At 64.8% G+C, this 13,493-nt stretch carries 15 protein-coding genes; 8 read left to right on the top strand and 7 right to left on the bottom strand.

What is annotated here, in order from left to right; genetic code table 11:
* Positions 1-10 precede the first annotated feature (10 nt).
* On the bottom strand, positions 11-439 hold the full coding sequence (locus DK366_RS05865; protein WP_109124607.1) for a DUF4124 domain-containing protein: 429 nt from the start codon (positions 437-439) through the stop codon (positions 11-13).
* A 110-nt stretch (positions 440-549) separates the two neighbouring features.
* Between DK366_RS05865 and pssA the strand changes: the two genes are divergently transcribed.
* Genes pssA through rimI form a run of 3 tightly spaced genes read left to right on the top strand, consistent with a single transcriptional unit; the run spans position 550 to position 2,281 of the window.
* The gene (gene pssA / locus DK366_RS05860; protein ID WP_109124606.1) at positions 550-1,320 is read left to right on the top strand and encodes a CDP-diacylglycerol--serine O-phosphatidyltransferase; all 771 of its coding nucleotides are present in this window, start codon (positions 550-552) and stop codon (positions 1,318-1,320) included.
* A complete protein-coding gene (locus tag DK366_RS05855) occupies positions 1,320-1,802 on the top strand; it encodes a hypothetical protein (RefSeq protein ID WP_109124605.1) in 483 nt (160 codons plus the stop codon). The genes pssA and DK366_RS05855 overlap by 1 nt, the downstream gene beginning before the upstream one ends.
* A 5-nt stretch (positions 1,803-1,807) precedes the next feature.
* Entirely contained in the window at positions 1,808-2,281 is a 474-nt protein-coding gene (gene rimI / locus DK366_RS05850) for a ribosomal protein S18-alanine N-acetyltransferase (protein ID WP_109124744.1), read from the top strand.
* Between the two features lie 124 nt (positions 2,282-2,405).
* Here rimI and DK366_RS05845 read toward each other — a convergent pair whose 3' ends face one another.
* The 5 genes from DK366_RS05845 to DK366_RS05825 form a co-directional block, all read right to left on the bottom strand.
* Positions 2,406-5,213, bottom strand: a complete 2,808-nt coding sequence (locus tag DK366_RS05845) for a valine--tRNA ligase (RefSeq protein WP_109124604.1) — start codon at positions 5,211-5,213, stop codon at positions 2,406-2,408.
* Positions 5,214-5,474: 261 nt separating this feature from the next.
* Complete coding sequence (gene hemE, locus DK366_RS05840) at positions 5,475-6,542, bottom strand: uroporphyrinogen decarboxylase (RefSeq protein WP_109124603.1); 1,068 nt, start codon at positions 6,540-6,542, stop codon at positions 5,475-5,477.
* Between the two features lie 2 nt (positions 6,543-6,544).
* Positions 6,545-6,805 carry a WGR domain-containing protein gene (locus DK366_RS05835; RefSeq protein ID WP_109124602.1) on the bottom strand — a complete coding sequence of 87 codons (261 nt, stop codon included), beginning with the start codon at positions 6,803-6,805 and terminating at the stop codon, positions 6,545-6,547.
* Positions 6,806-6,996: 191 nt separating this feature from the next.
* A complete protein-coding gene (aroB, locus tag DK366_RS05830) occupies positions 6,997-8,100 on the bottom strand; it encodes a 3-dehydroquinate synthase (protein ID WP_109124601.1) in 1,104 nt (367 codons plus the stop codon).
* Positions 8,097-8,636 (bottom strand): shikimate kinase, encoded by a 540-nt coding sequence (locus tag DK366_RS05825; protein WP_109124600.1) that lies wholly within the window; start codon positions 8,634-8,636, stop codon positions 8,097-8,099. Before DK366_RS05825 ends, aroB begins: the two co-directional genes overlap by 4 nt.
* Positions 8,637-8,694: 58 nt before the next feature.
* Between DK366_RS05825 and DK366_RS05820 the strand changes: the two genes are divergently transcribed.
* Together DK366_RS05820 and DK366_RS05815 are read left to right on the top strand one after the other, a co-directional pair.
* Positions 8,695-9,531: an SDR family oxidoreductase gene (locus DK366_RS05820; RefSeq protein ID WP_109124599.1), complete on the top strand. Its 837-nt coding sequence runs from the start codon at positions 8,695-8,697 to the stop codon at positions 9,529-9,531.
* Positions 9,532-9,580: 49 nt separating this feature from the next.
* Positions 9,581-9,925 carry a heavy metal-binding domain-containing protein gene (locus DK366_RS05815; RefSeq protein WP_109124598.1) on the top strand — a complete coding sequence of 115 codons (345 nt, stop codon included), beginning with the start codon at positions 9,581-9,583 and terminating at the stop codon, positions 9,923-9,925.
* A 20-nt stretch (positions 9,926-9,945) separates the two neighbouring features.
* On the opposite strand, the gene DK366_RS05810 is transcribed toward DK366_RS05815, so the two are convergent.
* Positions 9,946-10,785 (bottom strand): kinase, encoded by an 840-nt coding sequence (locus tag DK366_RS05810; protein WP_109124597.1) that lies wholly within the window; start codon positions 10,783-10,785, stop codon positions 9,946-9,948.
* Positions 10,786-11,083: 298 nt separating this feature from the next.
* Here DK366_RS05810 and pdxH point away from each other — a divergent pair, with 298 nt between their 5' ends.
* From pdxH to DK366_RS05795, 3 genes are read left to right on the top strand one after another with little or no spacing between them, the layout of a single operon-like run.
* On the top strand, positions 11,084-11,671 hold the full coding sequence (pdxH, locus tag DK366_RS05805) for a pyridoxamine 5'-phosphate oxidase (protein WP_109124743.1): 588 nt from the start codon (positions 11,084-11,086) through the stop codon (positions 11,669-11,671).
* Positions 11,672-11,691: 20 nt separating this feature from the next.
* Positions 11,692-12,129, top strand: a complete 438-nt coding sequence (locus tag DK366_RS05800; RefSeq protein WP_109124596.1) for a secondary thiamine-phosphate synthase enzyme YjbQ — start codon at positions 11,692-11,694, stop codon at positions 12,127-12,129.
* Between the two features lie 4 nt (positions 12,130-12,133).
* Complete coding sequence (locus DK366_RS05795; protein ID WP_109124595.1) at positions 12,134-12,958, top strand: cobalamin-binding protein; 825 nt, start codon at positions 12,134-12,136, stop codon at positions 12,956-12,958.
* Positions 12,959-13,493 lie beyond the last annotated feature (535 nt).

Here is a 13,493-nt window from a genome sequence, read left to right as displayed (position 1 = left end):
GAGGGCTGGCTTAGCCGCCTGAGCAATACTGCTGGTATTGGGACTGGGTGGCGGTCTGCTGCTGCTTGCGCTGCTCAGCGTTGATCACGGTCTGCTGGCCGTTGGTTTCCATCACCACGGGGCCGCTGCCGTTGAGCGCGTCCATGTTGGTCTTGAGGTTGGCGCAAAGCTTGGCGCGGTTTTCCGGCGTATCGGCGACGGGCTGGGTTGGATGGCTGTTGTCGGGCTTGGCCGTGGCATCGGCCGTGCTGTCGCTGCTGGCGGGGGCTGCCAAGGGTTCCACCGTGCCGGTGGTGCTGACCTTGTTGTACTTGGTGCCCTGCGGCGGCGGGGCATCAGAGTAGTGCACCGTGCCCTTGGCATCGGTCCATTTGTAGGCCTGGGCAGCAACCAGGGGCGCGGCCAGCAGCAGTGCGGTGGCGATCAGGAGGCGACGCATGGAGGGCTCCAAGGGCGGAAATAATAAGCTGCGCATTTGTTAACACCCCGCCCGGCCGGACTCAAGCGGGGGATGGTTTACACTGCGCGTATTCCGTCACGGATTGATTCATGAGCGACAGTACGCCCGTCCGCCCCCCGCGCCACAGGGGCATCTATCTGCTGCCGAACCTGTTCACCACCGGCGCGATGTTTGCCGGGTTCTACGCGATCGTGACGAGCATCGGCGGCGATTTCAGCTCGGCGGCCATTGCGGTATTCGTGGCGGCGCTGCTGGACGGCATGGACGGTCGCGTGGCCCGCCTGACCAACACCCAGAGCGAGTTTGGCGTGCAGTACGACTCGCTGTCGGACCTGGTCAGCTTCGGGCTGGCGCCGGCCCTGGTGATGTACACCTGGTCGCTGTCCACGCTCAAGGACTACGGCCCCACCTGGGGCAAGATCGGCTGGGCGGCGGCCTTCATCTATGCGGCCTGCGCGGCGTTGCGCCTGGCGCGGTTCAACACCCAGGTCGGCGTGATCGACAAGCGCTATTTCCAGGGGCTGGCGAGCCCGGCGGCCGCGGCGGTGTGCATGTCCTTCGTGTGGACCATGGACAAGTTCGGCGTGATCGGCGCGGAAGTGTGTTTCATCACCCTGGTGATGGCGGTACTGGTAGGTCTGCTGATGGTCAGCAATTTCCGCTACTACAGTTTCAAATCCTTGCCGATGGGCGACCGCGTGCCGTTCCTGTGGGTGCTGATCGGCGTGCTGGTGCTGGTGCCGTTTTTCATTGATCCGCCGCGCGTGCTGTTCGTGGTGTTCACGCTGTATCTGCTGTCTGGCCCGGTGATGACCCTGTGGGGTCGCGCCACGCGCCGTCGACGTCGAGGCATGGCGTGATGGCCGGCCCTGCGCACGCCTTGCCGCATCGCGAGCGCGTGTTGCGCGCGCTGGGCGTGACGCCTTGGGTGCGCCGCGCGTCGGCACCGGAACCCGTGGTGGTTGAGACCCTTGTTGCGGACGACGCGGCGCCGATGGTGGCCGGCGAGTGCATCGTGGTGTTGCCGTCGGGTTGCTCGGCGAGGGAGCTCGACCTGGTCGGCCGTGCGTTGATGACGGCCGGCGCTGCCGTGGCCCGCGCTCCGCGCATCGAAGTGCGTGACGGACAACTGGCGGCCGTGCCTGAGGCTCGCGCCTATCTGGTGTTTGGCGAAGCGCAGGCCCACGCCCTGGGTCGCGAGTTGCCGGCCGCCGCGCTGAGTCGCGCGCATATCGTGCTCGCCGACGAACCGGCTGGCGTGCTGGCATCGGGCGCGGCCAAGCGCCGCCTGTGGAATGCGCTGCGCAGTCTACGGCGCGCGCTGGCCTCCGGCGTGGAGTGATGTTCATGGTTGCCGTGGCCCGACCCCATGCCGAAATCCGCGCCATGCGTCGCGATGACGTCCCCATGGTGGCCGCGATGGAGGCGGTGTCCTACGACTTCCCGTGGACGGCCGGCATCTTTGGCGACTGCCTGAAAGCCGGGCATCCGTGCTGGGTGATGTGGGTGGACGGTGTCATCGCCGGCTATGGCGTGCTGTCCGTGGCCGCGGGCGAGGCGCATGTGCTCAACGTTTGCGTGGGTCCCGATCATCGCGGGCTGGGCCTGGGGCGTTTCCTGTTCCGCCGCCTGCTGGATATTGCCCGCTGGAATGGCGCGGGCAGGGTGTTCCTGGAAGTGCGCCCATCCAACCCTGTGGCGCAGAGTCTTTACCGATCGATCGGCTTCGAGGAGATCGGCCGCCGGCCGAAGTACTACCCGGCAAAGGACGGGCGCGAGGATGCCATCGTGATGGCGCTGGATTTGTTGCCGGCGCCCTGAGTCGGCAGTTCTTCCTGTAGGAGCGCACTTGTGCGCGACCATGTCTCACCTGGCGGCGAGGTCGCGCACAAGTGCGCTCCTACAGAAATGGACGCGCCCGGTGGAACGGGGCGCGTCTCGCTTCTTAGCCCAGCTTCTGCGCCTGCTCACGCAACGCGTTGGCTTGTGTCGTCCAGTCCGTGATGCGCTGACGCTCCTGCGCCACCACTTCCGCCGGTGCATTGGCGACGAAGTTGGCGTTGCCCAGCTTGCCTTCGCACTTCTTGATTTCGCCTTCGATGCGGGCGATTTCCTTGGAAAGGCGCGTCTTCTCGGCACTCAGGTCGATCAGGCCCGCCAGCGGAATCAGCACGCGCATGGAGCCGACCACGGCCGCGGCGGCAGCCGGTTCATCGGCACCGGATTCGATCCACTGCGGCGCATCCACGCGGGCAAGGAAGCTGATCTGTGCGGCGAACTTGGCGGCGCGCGAGCGATCCGTGGCGTCGCCATCGGCGAGCAGCAGCGGGATGGTCTTGCCCGGCGCGATGTTCATTTCGGCGCGGATACGACGGATGCCGCTCAACACGTTCTTGAACCATTCGATTTCGGCGGTGGCGGCATCGTCGGCGGCAATGTCTTCCGCCTTCGGCCACGGACGCTCCAGCAGGAACTTCGCATCGAGGCCGAGCTTCGGCGCAACCGAATGCCAGATCTCTTCGCTGATGAACGGCACGATGGGGTGCAACGCGCGCAGGATGGTTTCCAGCACCACCACCAGCGTGTGGCGCGTGGATGCCGCAGCGGCCGCGTCGTCACCGTTCAATGCCGGCTTGGAGAGTTCAAGGAACCAGTCGCAGAACTCGTTCCACGTGAACTCGTACAGCTCCTGCGCCAGCAGGTCGAAGCGGTAGCTGGCGAAGTGCTGCTCCACATCGGTCAGCGTCTGCTTGAGGCGCGTAAGAATCCAGCGCTCGGCTTCCGTCACCGGGCCGTTCGCAGGCGCAACCAACTCGCCGTCCGGCAGATTCATCAGGACGAAGCGCGCGGCGTTCCACAACTTGTTGCAGAACGCCTTGTAGCCTTCGGCACGCTTGATGTCGAAGTTGATGGTGCGGCTGTAGCTGGCGAGCGCGGCGAAGGTGAAGCGCAGCGCGTCGGTGCCGATGGCGGGGATGCCGGCCGGGTAGTCCTTGCGGATGCGCTTTTCCACCTTCTCGCGCACCTGCGGAATCAGCAGCGACTTGGTGGACTTGGTGACCAGCGGCTCCAGTTCGATACCGTCGATCAAATCGAGCGGATCGAGCGTGTTGCCCTTGGACTTGGACATCTTCTGGCCTTCCGCATCACGCACGATGGCGTTGATGTAGACATGCTTGAAGGGCACGCGACCGGTGAAGTACTTGGTCGCCATCACCATGCGCGCGACCCAGAAGAAGATGATGTCAAAGCCGGTCACCAGCACGGCGCTGGGCAGGAACACGTTGTCCGTTTCCCAGTTGGCCACGACGTTGCCGTGTTCGTCCTTCACCGGGCCGTCCATCGGCCAACCCAGCGTGGAGAACGGCCACAGTGCAGACGAGAACCAGGTGTCGAGCACGTCCTCGTCCTGGCGCAGCGCGCCGACGGGCGTGGTGGTGGCATGCGCGCGTGCGTCGGCCTCGTCTTCGCCGACGAAGATGTTGCCCGCTTCGTCGTACCACGCCGGAATGCGATGGCCCCACCACAGCTGGCGGCTGATGCACCAGTCCTGGATGTTGTCGAGCCACTGCGTGTACGTGGTGCTCCAGTTTTCCGGCACGAACTTGATCTCGCCGCCGCGCACGGCGTCGAGCGCAGGCTCGGTGATTTCCTTGCGGCCCTTCTCGCTGGTCAGGTCGAGGAACCACTGGTCGGTGAGCATGGGCTCGATCACCGCATCCGAGCGCTGGCTCACCGGCACCTGCAGCTTGTGCGGCTTGGTCTCGACGAGAAGGCCCTGCGCTTCCAGATCGGCGAGCACGGCCTTGCGTGCTTCGTAGCGATCCATGCCGCGGTATTTTTCCGGCGCGTTGTCGTTGACCTTCGCGTCCAGCGTGAAGATGTTGATCGGCGCCAGGTTGTGGCGCTGGCCGATGGCGTAGTCGTTGAAGTCGTGCGCGGGCGTGATCTTGACGAAGCCGGTGCCGAATTCGCGATCGACGTAGTCGTCCGCAATCACCGGGATCTCGCGATCGCTCAGCGGCAGGCGCAGCGTCTTGCCGACAAGGTGCGTGTAGCGCTCGTCTTCCGGATTCACCGCCACAGCGACGTCGCCCAGCATGGTTTCCGGACGCGTGGTGGCCACGACGACGCTGTCCTTGCCGTCAACGGTGAAGTAGCGGATGGACCACAGGTGGCCGTCGCGTTCGACGCTGTTCACTTCAAGATCGGACACCGCCGTGCCCAGTGCCGGGTCCCAGTTCACCAGGCGGTTGCCGCGGTAGATCAAACCCGCGCGGAACCAGTCGACGAACACCTTGCGCACCGCGGCCGACAGGCCCGGGTCCATGGTGAAGCGCTCGCGCGACCAGTCGGCGGCGACGCCCAGGCGGCGCATCTGGTTGGTGATGGTGGAGCCCGATTCTTCCTTCCACTGCCACACGCGCTCGACGAAGGCTTCGCGGCCCAGGTCGTGGCGGGTCTTGTTCTCCACCGCGAGCTGGTTTTCCACGATCTTCTGCGTGGCGATGCCGGCGTGGTCCGTGCCCACCTGCCACAGCGTGTTCATGCCGCGCATGCGCTGGTAGCGGATCAGCATGTCCATCACGGTCTGCTGGAACGCATGGCCCATGTGCAGGGTGCCGGTAACATTTGGCGGCGGCAGCAGGATGCAGTAGGGCTCGCCCTGGCCGGACGGCTTGAAGTCACCGCTGGCTTCCCAGGCGGCATACCACTTCGATTCGATCTGGCCGGGTTCGAAACTCTTGTCCATCGGGGGCTCGCGTGTGCGCGCCGGGCTCGGCGCGTGGGGATTGACGGTAAAAGGTCGATTGTACGGGCGGGGGGCACGAGGTGCCAAAAGCCCCGCTTTTCACTCCCTCTCCCCTCCGGGGAGAGGGTTGGGGTGAGGGGGCGGGGCCTGCCCTGAGGCTTGGTTGGAATATGGGGGCTTTTTTCAGGGGTAGGTGACACTTCCGCGAGCACCCGCTCCTCACCCTAGCCCTCTCCCCGGAGGGGAGAGGGGACAAGAGCGTCAGCCGCGCAGCTTTCGGCCGTACGCGTGCACTTCATCCACCAGCACCTTCACATGCTCCGGATTCACCTCCGGCGTGATCCCGTGCCCCAGGTTGAACACGTGCCCCGGATGGTTGCCGTAGCTGTCCAGCACGCGGCGCACCTCGCGGCGGATGACCTCCGGGTCGGCCAGCAGGATGGCCGGGTCCAGGTTGCCCTGCAGCGCCACGCGGCCGGCCACGGCCTGGCGGGCGTCGGCAAGGTCGATGGTCCAGTCCACGCCCAGCGCGGAACAACCGGTGTCGGCCATGGTGGCCAGATGCTGCCCGGCACCCTTGGAGAACAGGATCACCGGCAGGTCGCGGCTGGCCGGGTGGGCCTTCAGTGCCTCGACCACCTGCGCCATGTGGCGCAGCGAGAATTCACGGAACGGGGCCGGTCCGAGCAGGCCGCCCCAGGTGTCGAACACCATCAGCGCCTGCGCGCCGGCTTCCGCCTGGGCGATGAGATAGGCAGCCACGGCCTTGGCCAGCGTTTCCAGCAGCTGGTGGGCGAGGGCGGGATCGCTCCAGCACATGCCCTTGAGGCGGGCGAAATCGCGCGAGCCCTGGCCTTCCACCATGTAGCAGGCCAGCGTCCATGGGCTGCCGGAGAAACCGATCAGCGGCACGCGGCCGTGCAGCTCCTGGCGGATCAGGCGTACGGCGTCCATCACGTAGCGCAGCTCGCGGTCCATGTCGGGCACGGCGAGCCTTTCGATATCGGCCTTCGTGCGAACCGGGTGGGCGAACTGCGGGCCTTCGCCCGTGGCGAAACTCAGGCCCAGGCCCATCGCATCGGGAATGGTGAGGATGTCCGAGAACAGAATCGCGGCGTCCAGCTCGAAACGTTCAAGTGGCTGCAAGGTGACTTCGCAGGCGAGTTCGGGATTCGTGGCCAGCGCCATGAAGCTGCCGGCGCGTGCGCGGGTTGCGCGGTATTCCGGCAGATAGCGGCCGGCCTGGCGCATCACCCACACGGGCGTGGTGTCGGTAGCCTCACGGCGCAGGGCGCGCAGGAAGCGGTCGTTCTTCAAGGCATCAGTCATTTCTACGATCCGTAAGGGCCGTCCTGGCCCTGGCTGAACATCACGCGGAAGCCGCGCTTGATCTGCGCGTCGCGTGCCTTTTCGAAAGCGGCGAGCGCGTCGTCGCGCTCCAGGAATTGCTCACGCTTCAGCGTGGCCTTGCCACCTTGCACGCCCGATTCGCGATACAGCGTCCAGCCGCCCAGCAGATCCTGTTCCAGCACGATCTGGACATAACGCGGCGCCTCGGCGGTGGCGGTCATGGCTTGCAGGTAGAGGCGCATGGAGTCCGGTTCGAAAGAGGGCTGGTGGCCGCAGAAGCCGCATTCTAAGAGGCTTGGGGTCTGGGGAGCGAGTGCGACAGGGTGACGCGCTGGGCGTCGGCTGTCTTGCGGTCGCGCACAAGTGCGCTCCTACAAAAGAAACTCCGCTGTAGGAGCGCACTTGTGCGCGACCCACGGCGATACGTTGTCGGTTAGCGAGTGGCCGCTTCCAGCACCGCCAGCACATCACGCTCATCCACGCCGCTGACTATCTCCGCACGCCCGATGCCGCGCCACAGAATGAGCCGCAGCGTGCCGGCGAGGTTCTTCTTGTCCAGGCGCATCAACGCAAGCAGCTGCTCCGCATCCATGCCGGCGGGAACCGACGTGGGCAAACCCACGGCTTCGAGCAGGCCGTGCAGGCGTGCCGTATCGGCCGTATCGCTCATGCCGAGGCGCTCGGACAATCGTGCCGCCAGCAGCATGCCCACCGCGACGCCTTCGCCATGCAGCAGCACCTTGTACTTGCCGGCCGTTTCCAGTGCATGGCCAAAGGTGTGGCCGAGGTTGAGCAGCGCGCGTTCGCCTTGTTCTGTTTCATCGCGTGCCACCACGCCGGCCTTGTAGTGCACCTTGCGGGCGATGGCTTCGATCAGTGGCGCAGTCTGGCGCGCGTTCAACGCCGCGGCATGCGCTTCCAGCCACGCGAAAAACGCGGGATCGCCAATGGCAGCGCCTTTCACCACTTCCGCCAGGCCCGCACGGTATTCGCGCTCGGGCAGGGTGGTGAGCGTGTCGATATCGGCGATCACGGCGCGTGGCTGATGGAACGCGCCCACCAGGTTCTTGCCGGCCGGCAGGTTCACGCCCGTCTTGCCGCCGACGGAGGAATCGACCATCGACAGCAAGGTGGTCGGCATCTGGATGAAGTCGATGCCACGCATCCAGCACGCCGCGCTGAAACCGGCGAGATCGCCTACCACGCCACCGCCCAGTGCAATCACACAGGCATCGCGGGTAGCGCCAAGCTTGGCCAGTGCATCGAGCGCCAGGCCCACGTTGGCGAAGGTCTTGTGTGCCTCGCCATCGTCGATGAGGAACGACGACCAGCTCAGTCCATCCAGCCCCTGCGACACGCGCTCCAGATACAGTGGCGCCACCGTCGTATTGCTGATCACCAGCGCGTGGCGACCGCGCAGCGTGCGACGCCAGCGTGCGTGATCGGACAGCAGGCCGGGGCCGATCCAGACGGGATAGCTGCGCTCGCCCAGGGCAACGTCGATGGTGCGGGGTTGGGTATGCGTGGTCGTTGTCATGCGGCGTGCTGGCGCTGCCAGTGCTGGTCGATCAGAAGGATGCTGCGCGCGCTGGCAGCGTGGACGGTTTCGTGCGCACCGGGAATCACCAGGTCGGCGATTTCTTCATACAGCGGCGTGCGTCGTTCCGACATGGTGGACAAGCGTTCGGCGCGATCCACGCCGGCGAGCAAGGGGCGCTGGCGATCCTGCGCGAGACGCTCCAGCTGTTGCTCCAGAGTGGCCTGCAGCCACAGCACATAGCCGTGATCGACAAGCCGGCGACGATTGGCAGCATCCAGCACGGCACCCGCGCCCGTGGCCATCAGTACACCGCGGCGCTGGCTGTGTTCGGCGAGCAGGGTGCTTTCGCGCTGGCGAAAGCCGGCTTCGCCTTCGATCTCAAACACGGTGCTCACCGGCACGCCACACACCCGCTCGATCTCCTGGTCGAGATCGACAAAGGTAAGCCCATAATGGTCAGCCAGCCGACGCCCGATGGACGTCTTGCCGGCGCCGGTGGGGCCGACGATGAACAGGTTGAACGATGGATTCATGGGTGAATGCTAACAGGCGCGAAAGCGCAACGTGGCGCCATTTTCCGGGAGAGCGGCGATGAGCGCGCGCGTATTGATCGCCGGAGCAGGCGATGTCGGCCTGCGTGTGGCGCAGTTGCTGCGCCAACGTGGCGACGAGGTTTGGGCGTTGCGTCGCCGTGCTGCCGACTATGGTGGCGATGGCGTGCATGGGATTCAGGGCGACCTGACCCAGCCGGAAACCCTGCGCGCGTTACCCGAGGGAATCACCCATGTCGTGTACCTGCCGACGCCTGATGCGCGTGACGAAGGGCTCTATCGCGCGGTCTTCGTCGATGGTCTCCGGCATCTGCTCGACGCCCTTGGGCCATCGACACTACAGCGGCTGGTGTTTGTTTCATCGAGTGCCGTCTATGGCGAACACGGCGACGCGTGGGTCGACGAGGAAACGCCGGTGGCACCTCCTGGCTTCAACGGCCGCGTATTGCTGGAAGCGGAGGCGCTGGCACGCGCGGGCGCGCCGTCGATCGTGTTGCGACTCGCCGGGCTTTACGGGCCCGGTCGGCTTCAGTTGATCGAACGCCTGCGCCGTGGCGAGGTGCGCGTGCCACGCCACGAAACCCATTGGGCCAACCGCATCCATGTCGACGACGCCGCGGCGGCCATCGTGCATCTGCTGTTTCTTGCCGGGCCGTCGCCGCTCTATCTCGGCGTGGACAGCACGCCGCTGCCGCTGGATGTGCTGTACGACGCTCTCGCGCGACAACTTGGCGTAGCGTTGCCGGGAGAAGGGCCTGCGCCCGCCGGTGTGGGCAGCAAGCGGCTTAGCAACGTTCGGCTGCGGGCGTCGGGCTTCACACCGCGCTGGCCCGACGCGCGTGCCGGCTATGCCGCCTTGCTGGACGGCAGCGGCTGAGCCAGCCTGCTTTGCGCCGTTCATTCCACGTCACACGGAGAGACGATTCATGCCGAACAACATCGCGCTTCACCTGATCACCACCGCGAATGAATTGCCGGGTTATCGCATCGTGCGACCGATGGGCATCGTGCGCGGCATCACCGTCCGCTCGCGCAGCGTGGTGGGCAACTTCGGCGCGGCGCTGCAGACGCTGGTGGGCGGCAACATCACCATCTATACCGAGCTGTGCGAACACGCACGGGAGGAAGCCTTCGACTTGATGCTGCGCCATGCCGCCGAACGAGGTGCCAACGCGGTGATCGGCATGCGCTATGACGCGAACGATGTTGCCGAAGGCGTCACCGAAGTTCTCGCTTACGGCACCGCCGTGCAAGTGGAACCGAACGCTTGAAGCGAAGCGAATAGTCCGCGTCAGCTGTGATTGAGGGCGATGACGTGGCGGTCATCGTCGTATTCCACGGTGGTATCGGCCTGCTCGGGCAGCGTGGCGAGCGCATGACGGCTAAGGCGCTCGTAGTGGGCGAGAAAGCGGACCATGGTCTGGGCATCCATGGCGAGCGGTGCGTGTCGTGCCAGCAGTTCTTCTTCCTGCTGGCTGCGCCACTTGCGCACGATTTCCCAGTTGGGCGCCTGCAACACGATCAATGCATCGAGCTTGCGCCACAGCGGCTGGTAACCACGCAGCTGCTTGTTCACCCAGTGGCGCCAGGTGCCTTCCGGGTCTTCATCGCGCTCCAGCTCATTCACGGGCTTGTCCAGGGCACCGAGCAGCTGCGGGCGCAGGCCCAGTGCCCAACCTTCCAGAATCACCAGCTTGGGCGGCCGTGTGACCTTGGGCCACTTGGAGGGCGCCATGCGGGTGTCGCGCCCCTTGTCGAAGCGCGGATGCTCCACCGGCAACTTGTCAGAGGCCTGCGGCAACGCGGCCAGCACCGACATCAACAGCTCGATTTCATGCGTGCCCGGCACGCCGCGGGTTTTCAACAGCGGATGGATCTGGTGAGCAAGGACTTCACGTTCGCTTCGCGAATAGTAGAAGTCATCCAGCGATAGCACCTCGGTCGGCCAGCCGCGGGACTCGGCCTGGGTCTTCATTTCCCGGGCCAGCGTGCTCTTGCCGCTGCCCTGCAGGCCGGAAAGGCCCAGCACATAGGGGCGGCGGACGCGGGCAATCCGCCCGGCGTATTGATCGAGCAAATGCCCGGCAAGGGTCGAATTCTGCGTGCTAGCATCCGAAGGGTGGGTTGGCATAGGTAAAGTAGATCGCGCCGGGAGCTGTTTGCACGCAAATCAAGGAAGAGCGAGGGAGTGTATGTCAATACACGACCGAGTGATGACGTAGAGTTGTGGGCAAACAGACCCGGCCCTCCGGGTTGCTTCGCCAAGGCAGCCAGCCAGCGATCCTCGCTTTGCTCATGCGACCTGCATGAGCGTCAGCAAGGCTCACCGGCTGGCGGCCTTGGCGAAGCAACGCGATCGGCTTTACCTATGCCAACCCACCCTTTCATCGCACCATGATGGCGCGCGCTGGCCACGATTCAAGACCCTTATGCTGAAACACGAAATTCTTGACACATTTGTGCAACTCCTGGACGAGGCCGGCAAGGCAGGCGAGCCCGAGCCTACGGCCATGAGCCTGGCCTCGGTCGATGCGGCCGGGCGGGTGAGTTCGCGCATTGTGTTGCTGAAGGGTGCCGACGAACGGGGCTTTCGCTTCTACACCAACTACGAAAGCGACAAGGGCGGCCAGGTCGAGGCGCATCCGCAGGTCGCGCTGTGTTTCCACTGGAAACAGCTGCGCAACGCCGTGCAGGTTCGTGTGGAAGGCGTGGCGCGCAAGGTGTTGCCGGAAGAGTCGGATGCGTACTTCGCCACGCGTGCACGCGAAAGCCAGATTGGCGCGTGGGCCTCGCTGCAGTCGCAGACCCTGCCCGATCGCGAAACGTTCGAACAGCGCTACGCGCGCTACGAACACGAATTCGAAGGCCGGGACGTGCCGCGTCCGCCACACTGGGGCGGTTACGTGGTGGAACCGGACATGGTGGAGTTCTGGTACGGCGCCGAATACCGGCTGCACGAACGCGTGCGCTGGAGCCGTCACGGACAAACCTGGACGAGTCGCCTGCTGTATCCCTGATCCTGCCGGAGGCTTTCCGCATGCGAGCTGCGCCTGCCGATCACGTCGCCCAGAACGGTTTTGTCGTGCACACGCGCGGCCGCGGCTTTACGGAGATCACCGACAAGGTCAACGAGGTGGTGTCCGCCAGCGGCGTACACACCGGCATCGCGAACATCTTCAGCCTGCACACCAGTTCATCGCTGCTGATCAGCGAGAACGCCGATCCCACGGTGCGTGACGATCTCGAACGCTGGTTTGCGCGTGCGGTGGTCGACGGCGACAAGATCTTCCGTCATGACGAAGAAGGCCCGGACGACATGCCCGCCCATGTGCGCGCCATTCTCACCGGGGTGAGCCTGGTAGTGCCGGTGCACACCGGCAAGCTGCAACTGGGTACGTGGCAAGGCATTTATCTTTGGGAACACCGACTTGATCCGCATCAGCGAAAGATCACGGTGACCGTGCTGGGGCATTGAAGGCGTGACTGACGTTCCAAGTAGCACCGACCATTATCCGCAGCGCATTGTCTGCCTGACCGAAGAACCCACCGAAGTGCTTTACGCGCTGGGCGAGGAACGCCGCATCGTCGGCATTTCCGGCTTCACTGTGCGACCGCCACGGGCACGCAGGGAAAAGCCCAAGGTCTCGGCATTCACCAGTGCAAAGATCGACGAGATCCTGAAGCTGGAACCCGATTTCGTGATCGGTTTTTCGGATATCCAGGCGGATATCGCGCGCGAGCTGATCAAGGCGGGCGTGGAGGTGTGGATCAGCAATCATCGCAGCGTGAAAGGCATTCTTGCCTACATCCGTCGACTGGGCGCGATGGTGGGCGCGGCAGAGAAGGCAGCCGCCTATGCACGCAAGGCCGAGCAACACATCGCGGACATCGAAGCGATAGCTGCCTCGTTCGTACGCCGTCCAAAGGTGTATTTCGAGGAGTGGGATGAGCCGCTGATCACCGGCATTCGCTGGGTAGCCGAGTTGATCCGCATTGCCGGTGGCGATGACGTGTTTCCGCAAATGTCAGGGGAATCGCTGGCGAAGCATCGCATTCTCGCCGACGCGGGCGAGGTTGTGCGCGCGGCTCCGGACGTCATTCTTGGCTCGTGGTGCGGGAAGCGGTTTCGTCCGGAGCGTGTGGCGGCGAGGGAAGGGTGGGATGCGATTCCTGCCGTGCGCCATGGTGATCTCTACGAGATCAAGTCGCCGATCATTTTGCAGCCGGGGCCGGCAGCGTTGTTCGATGGGCTGGATGCGATGCATCGGATTTTTGTGGAGTGGAACGGGAAGCAGCGGGGCTGATTTGCGGCTTTGCTTGAGTTGCTCCTATCGAGCAGGCGACTTGTTCAAGCAGGTCCAGAGCAAGACCATGGGCTCCACGCCGCACACCATTGATGTTGCCGCCCCCCCTGTAGGAGCGCACCTTGTGCGCGCCCGCGGCGTCTCGTCGTTACCGCTCCGCAGGCTGGTCGCGCACAAGGTGCGCTCCTACAGAGATAGGCATGTTCTCGCAGGTGGTCCCTCACCCCAGCCCTATGGGCTCGACGACGCACATCATTCTCGACGGCACACACCATTGATGTTGCCGCACCCCCTGTAGGAGCGCACCTTGTGCGCGACCGCGGCGTCTCGTCGTTACCGCTCCGTAGGCTTGTCGCGCACAAAGTGCGCTCCTACAGAGATAGGCGTGTTCTCGCAGGTGGTCCCTCACCCCAGCCCTATGGGCTCGACGACGCACATCATTCTCGACGGCACACACCATTGATGTTGCTGTACCCCCTGTAGGAGCGCACCTTGTGCGCGACCGCGGCGTCTCGTCGTTACCGCTCCGTAGGAA

This window comes from Dyella sp. C11, assembly GCF_003121485.1.
Classification (GTDB): domain Bacteria; phylum Pseudomonadota; class Gammaproteobacteria; order Xanthomonadales; family Rhodanobacteraceae; genus Dyella.
The sequence above is the reverse complement of the archived record's forward strand: the minus strand, read 5'-3'. Positions and strand labels throughout refer to the sequence as shown.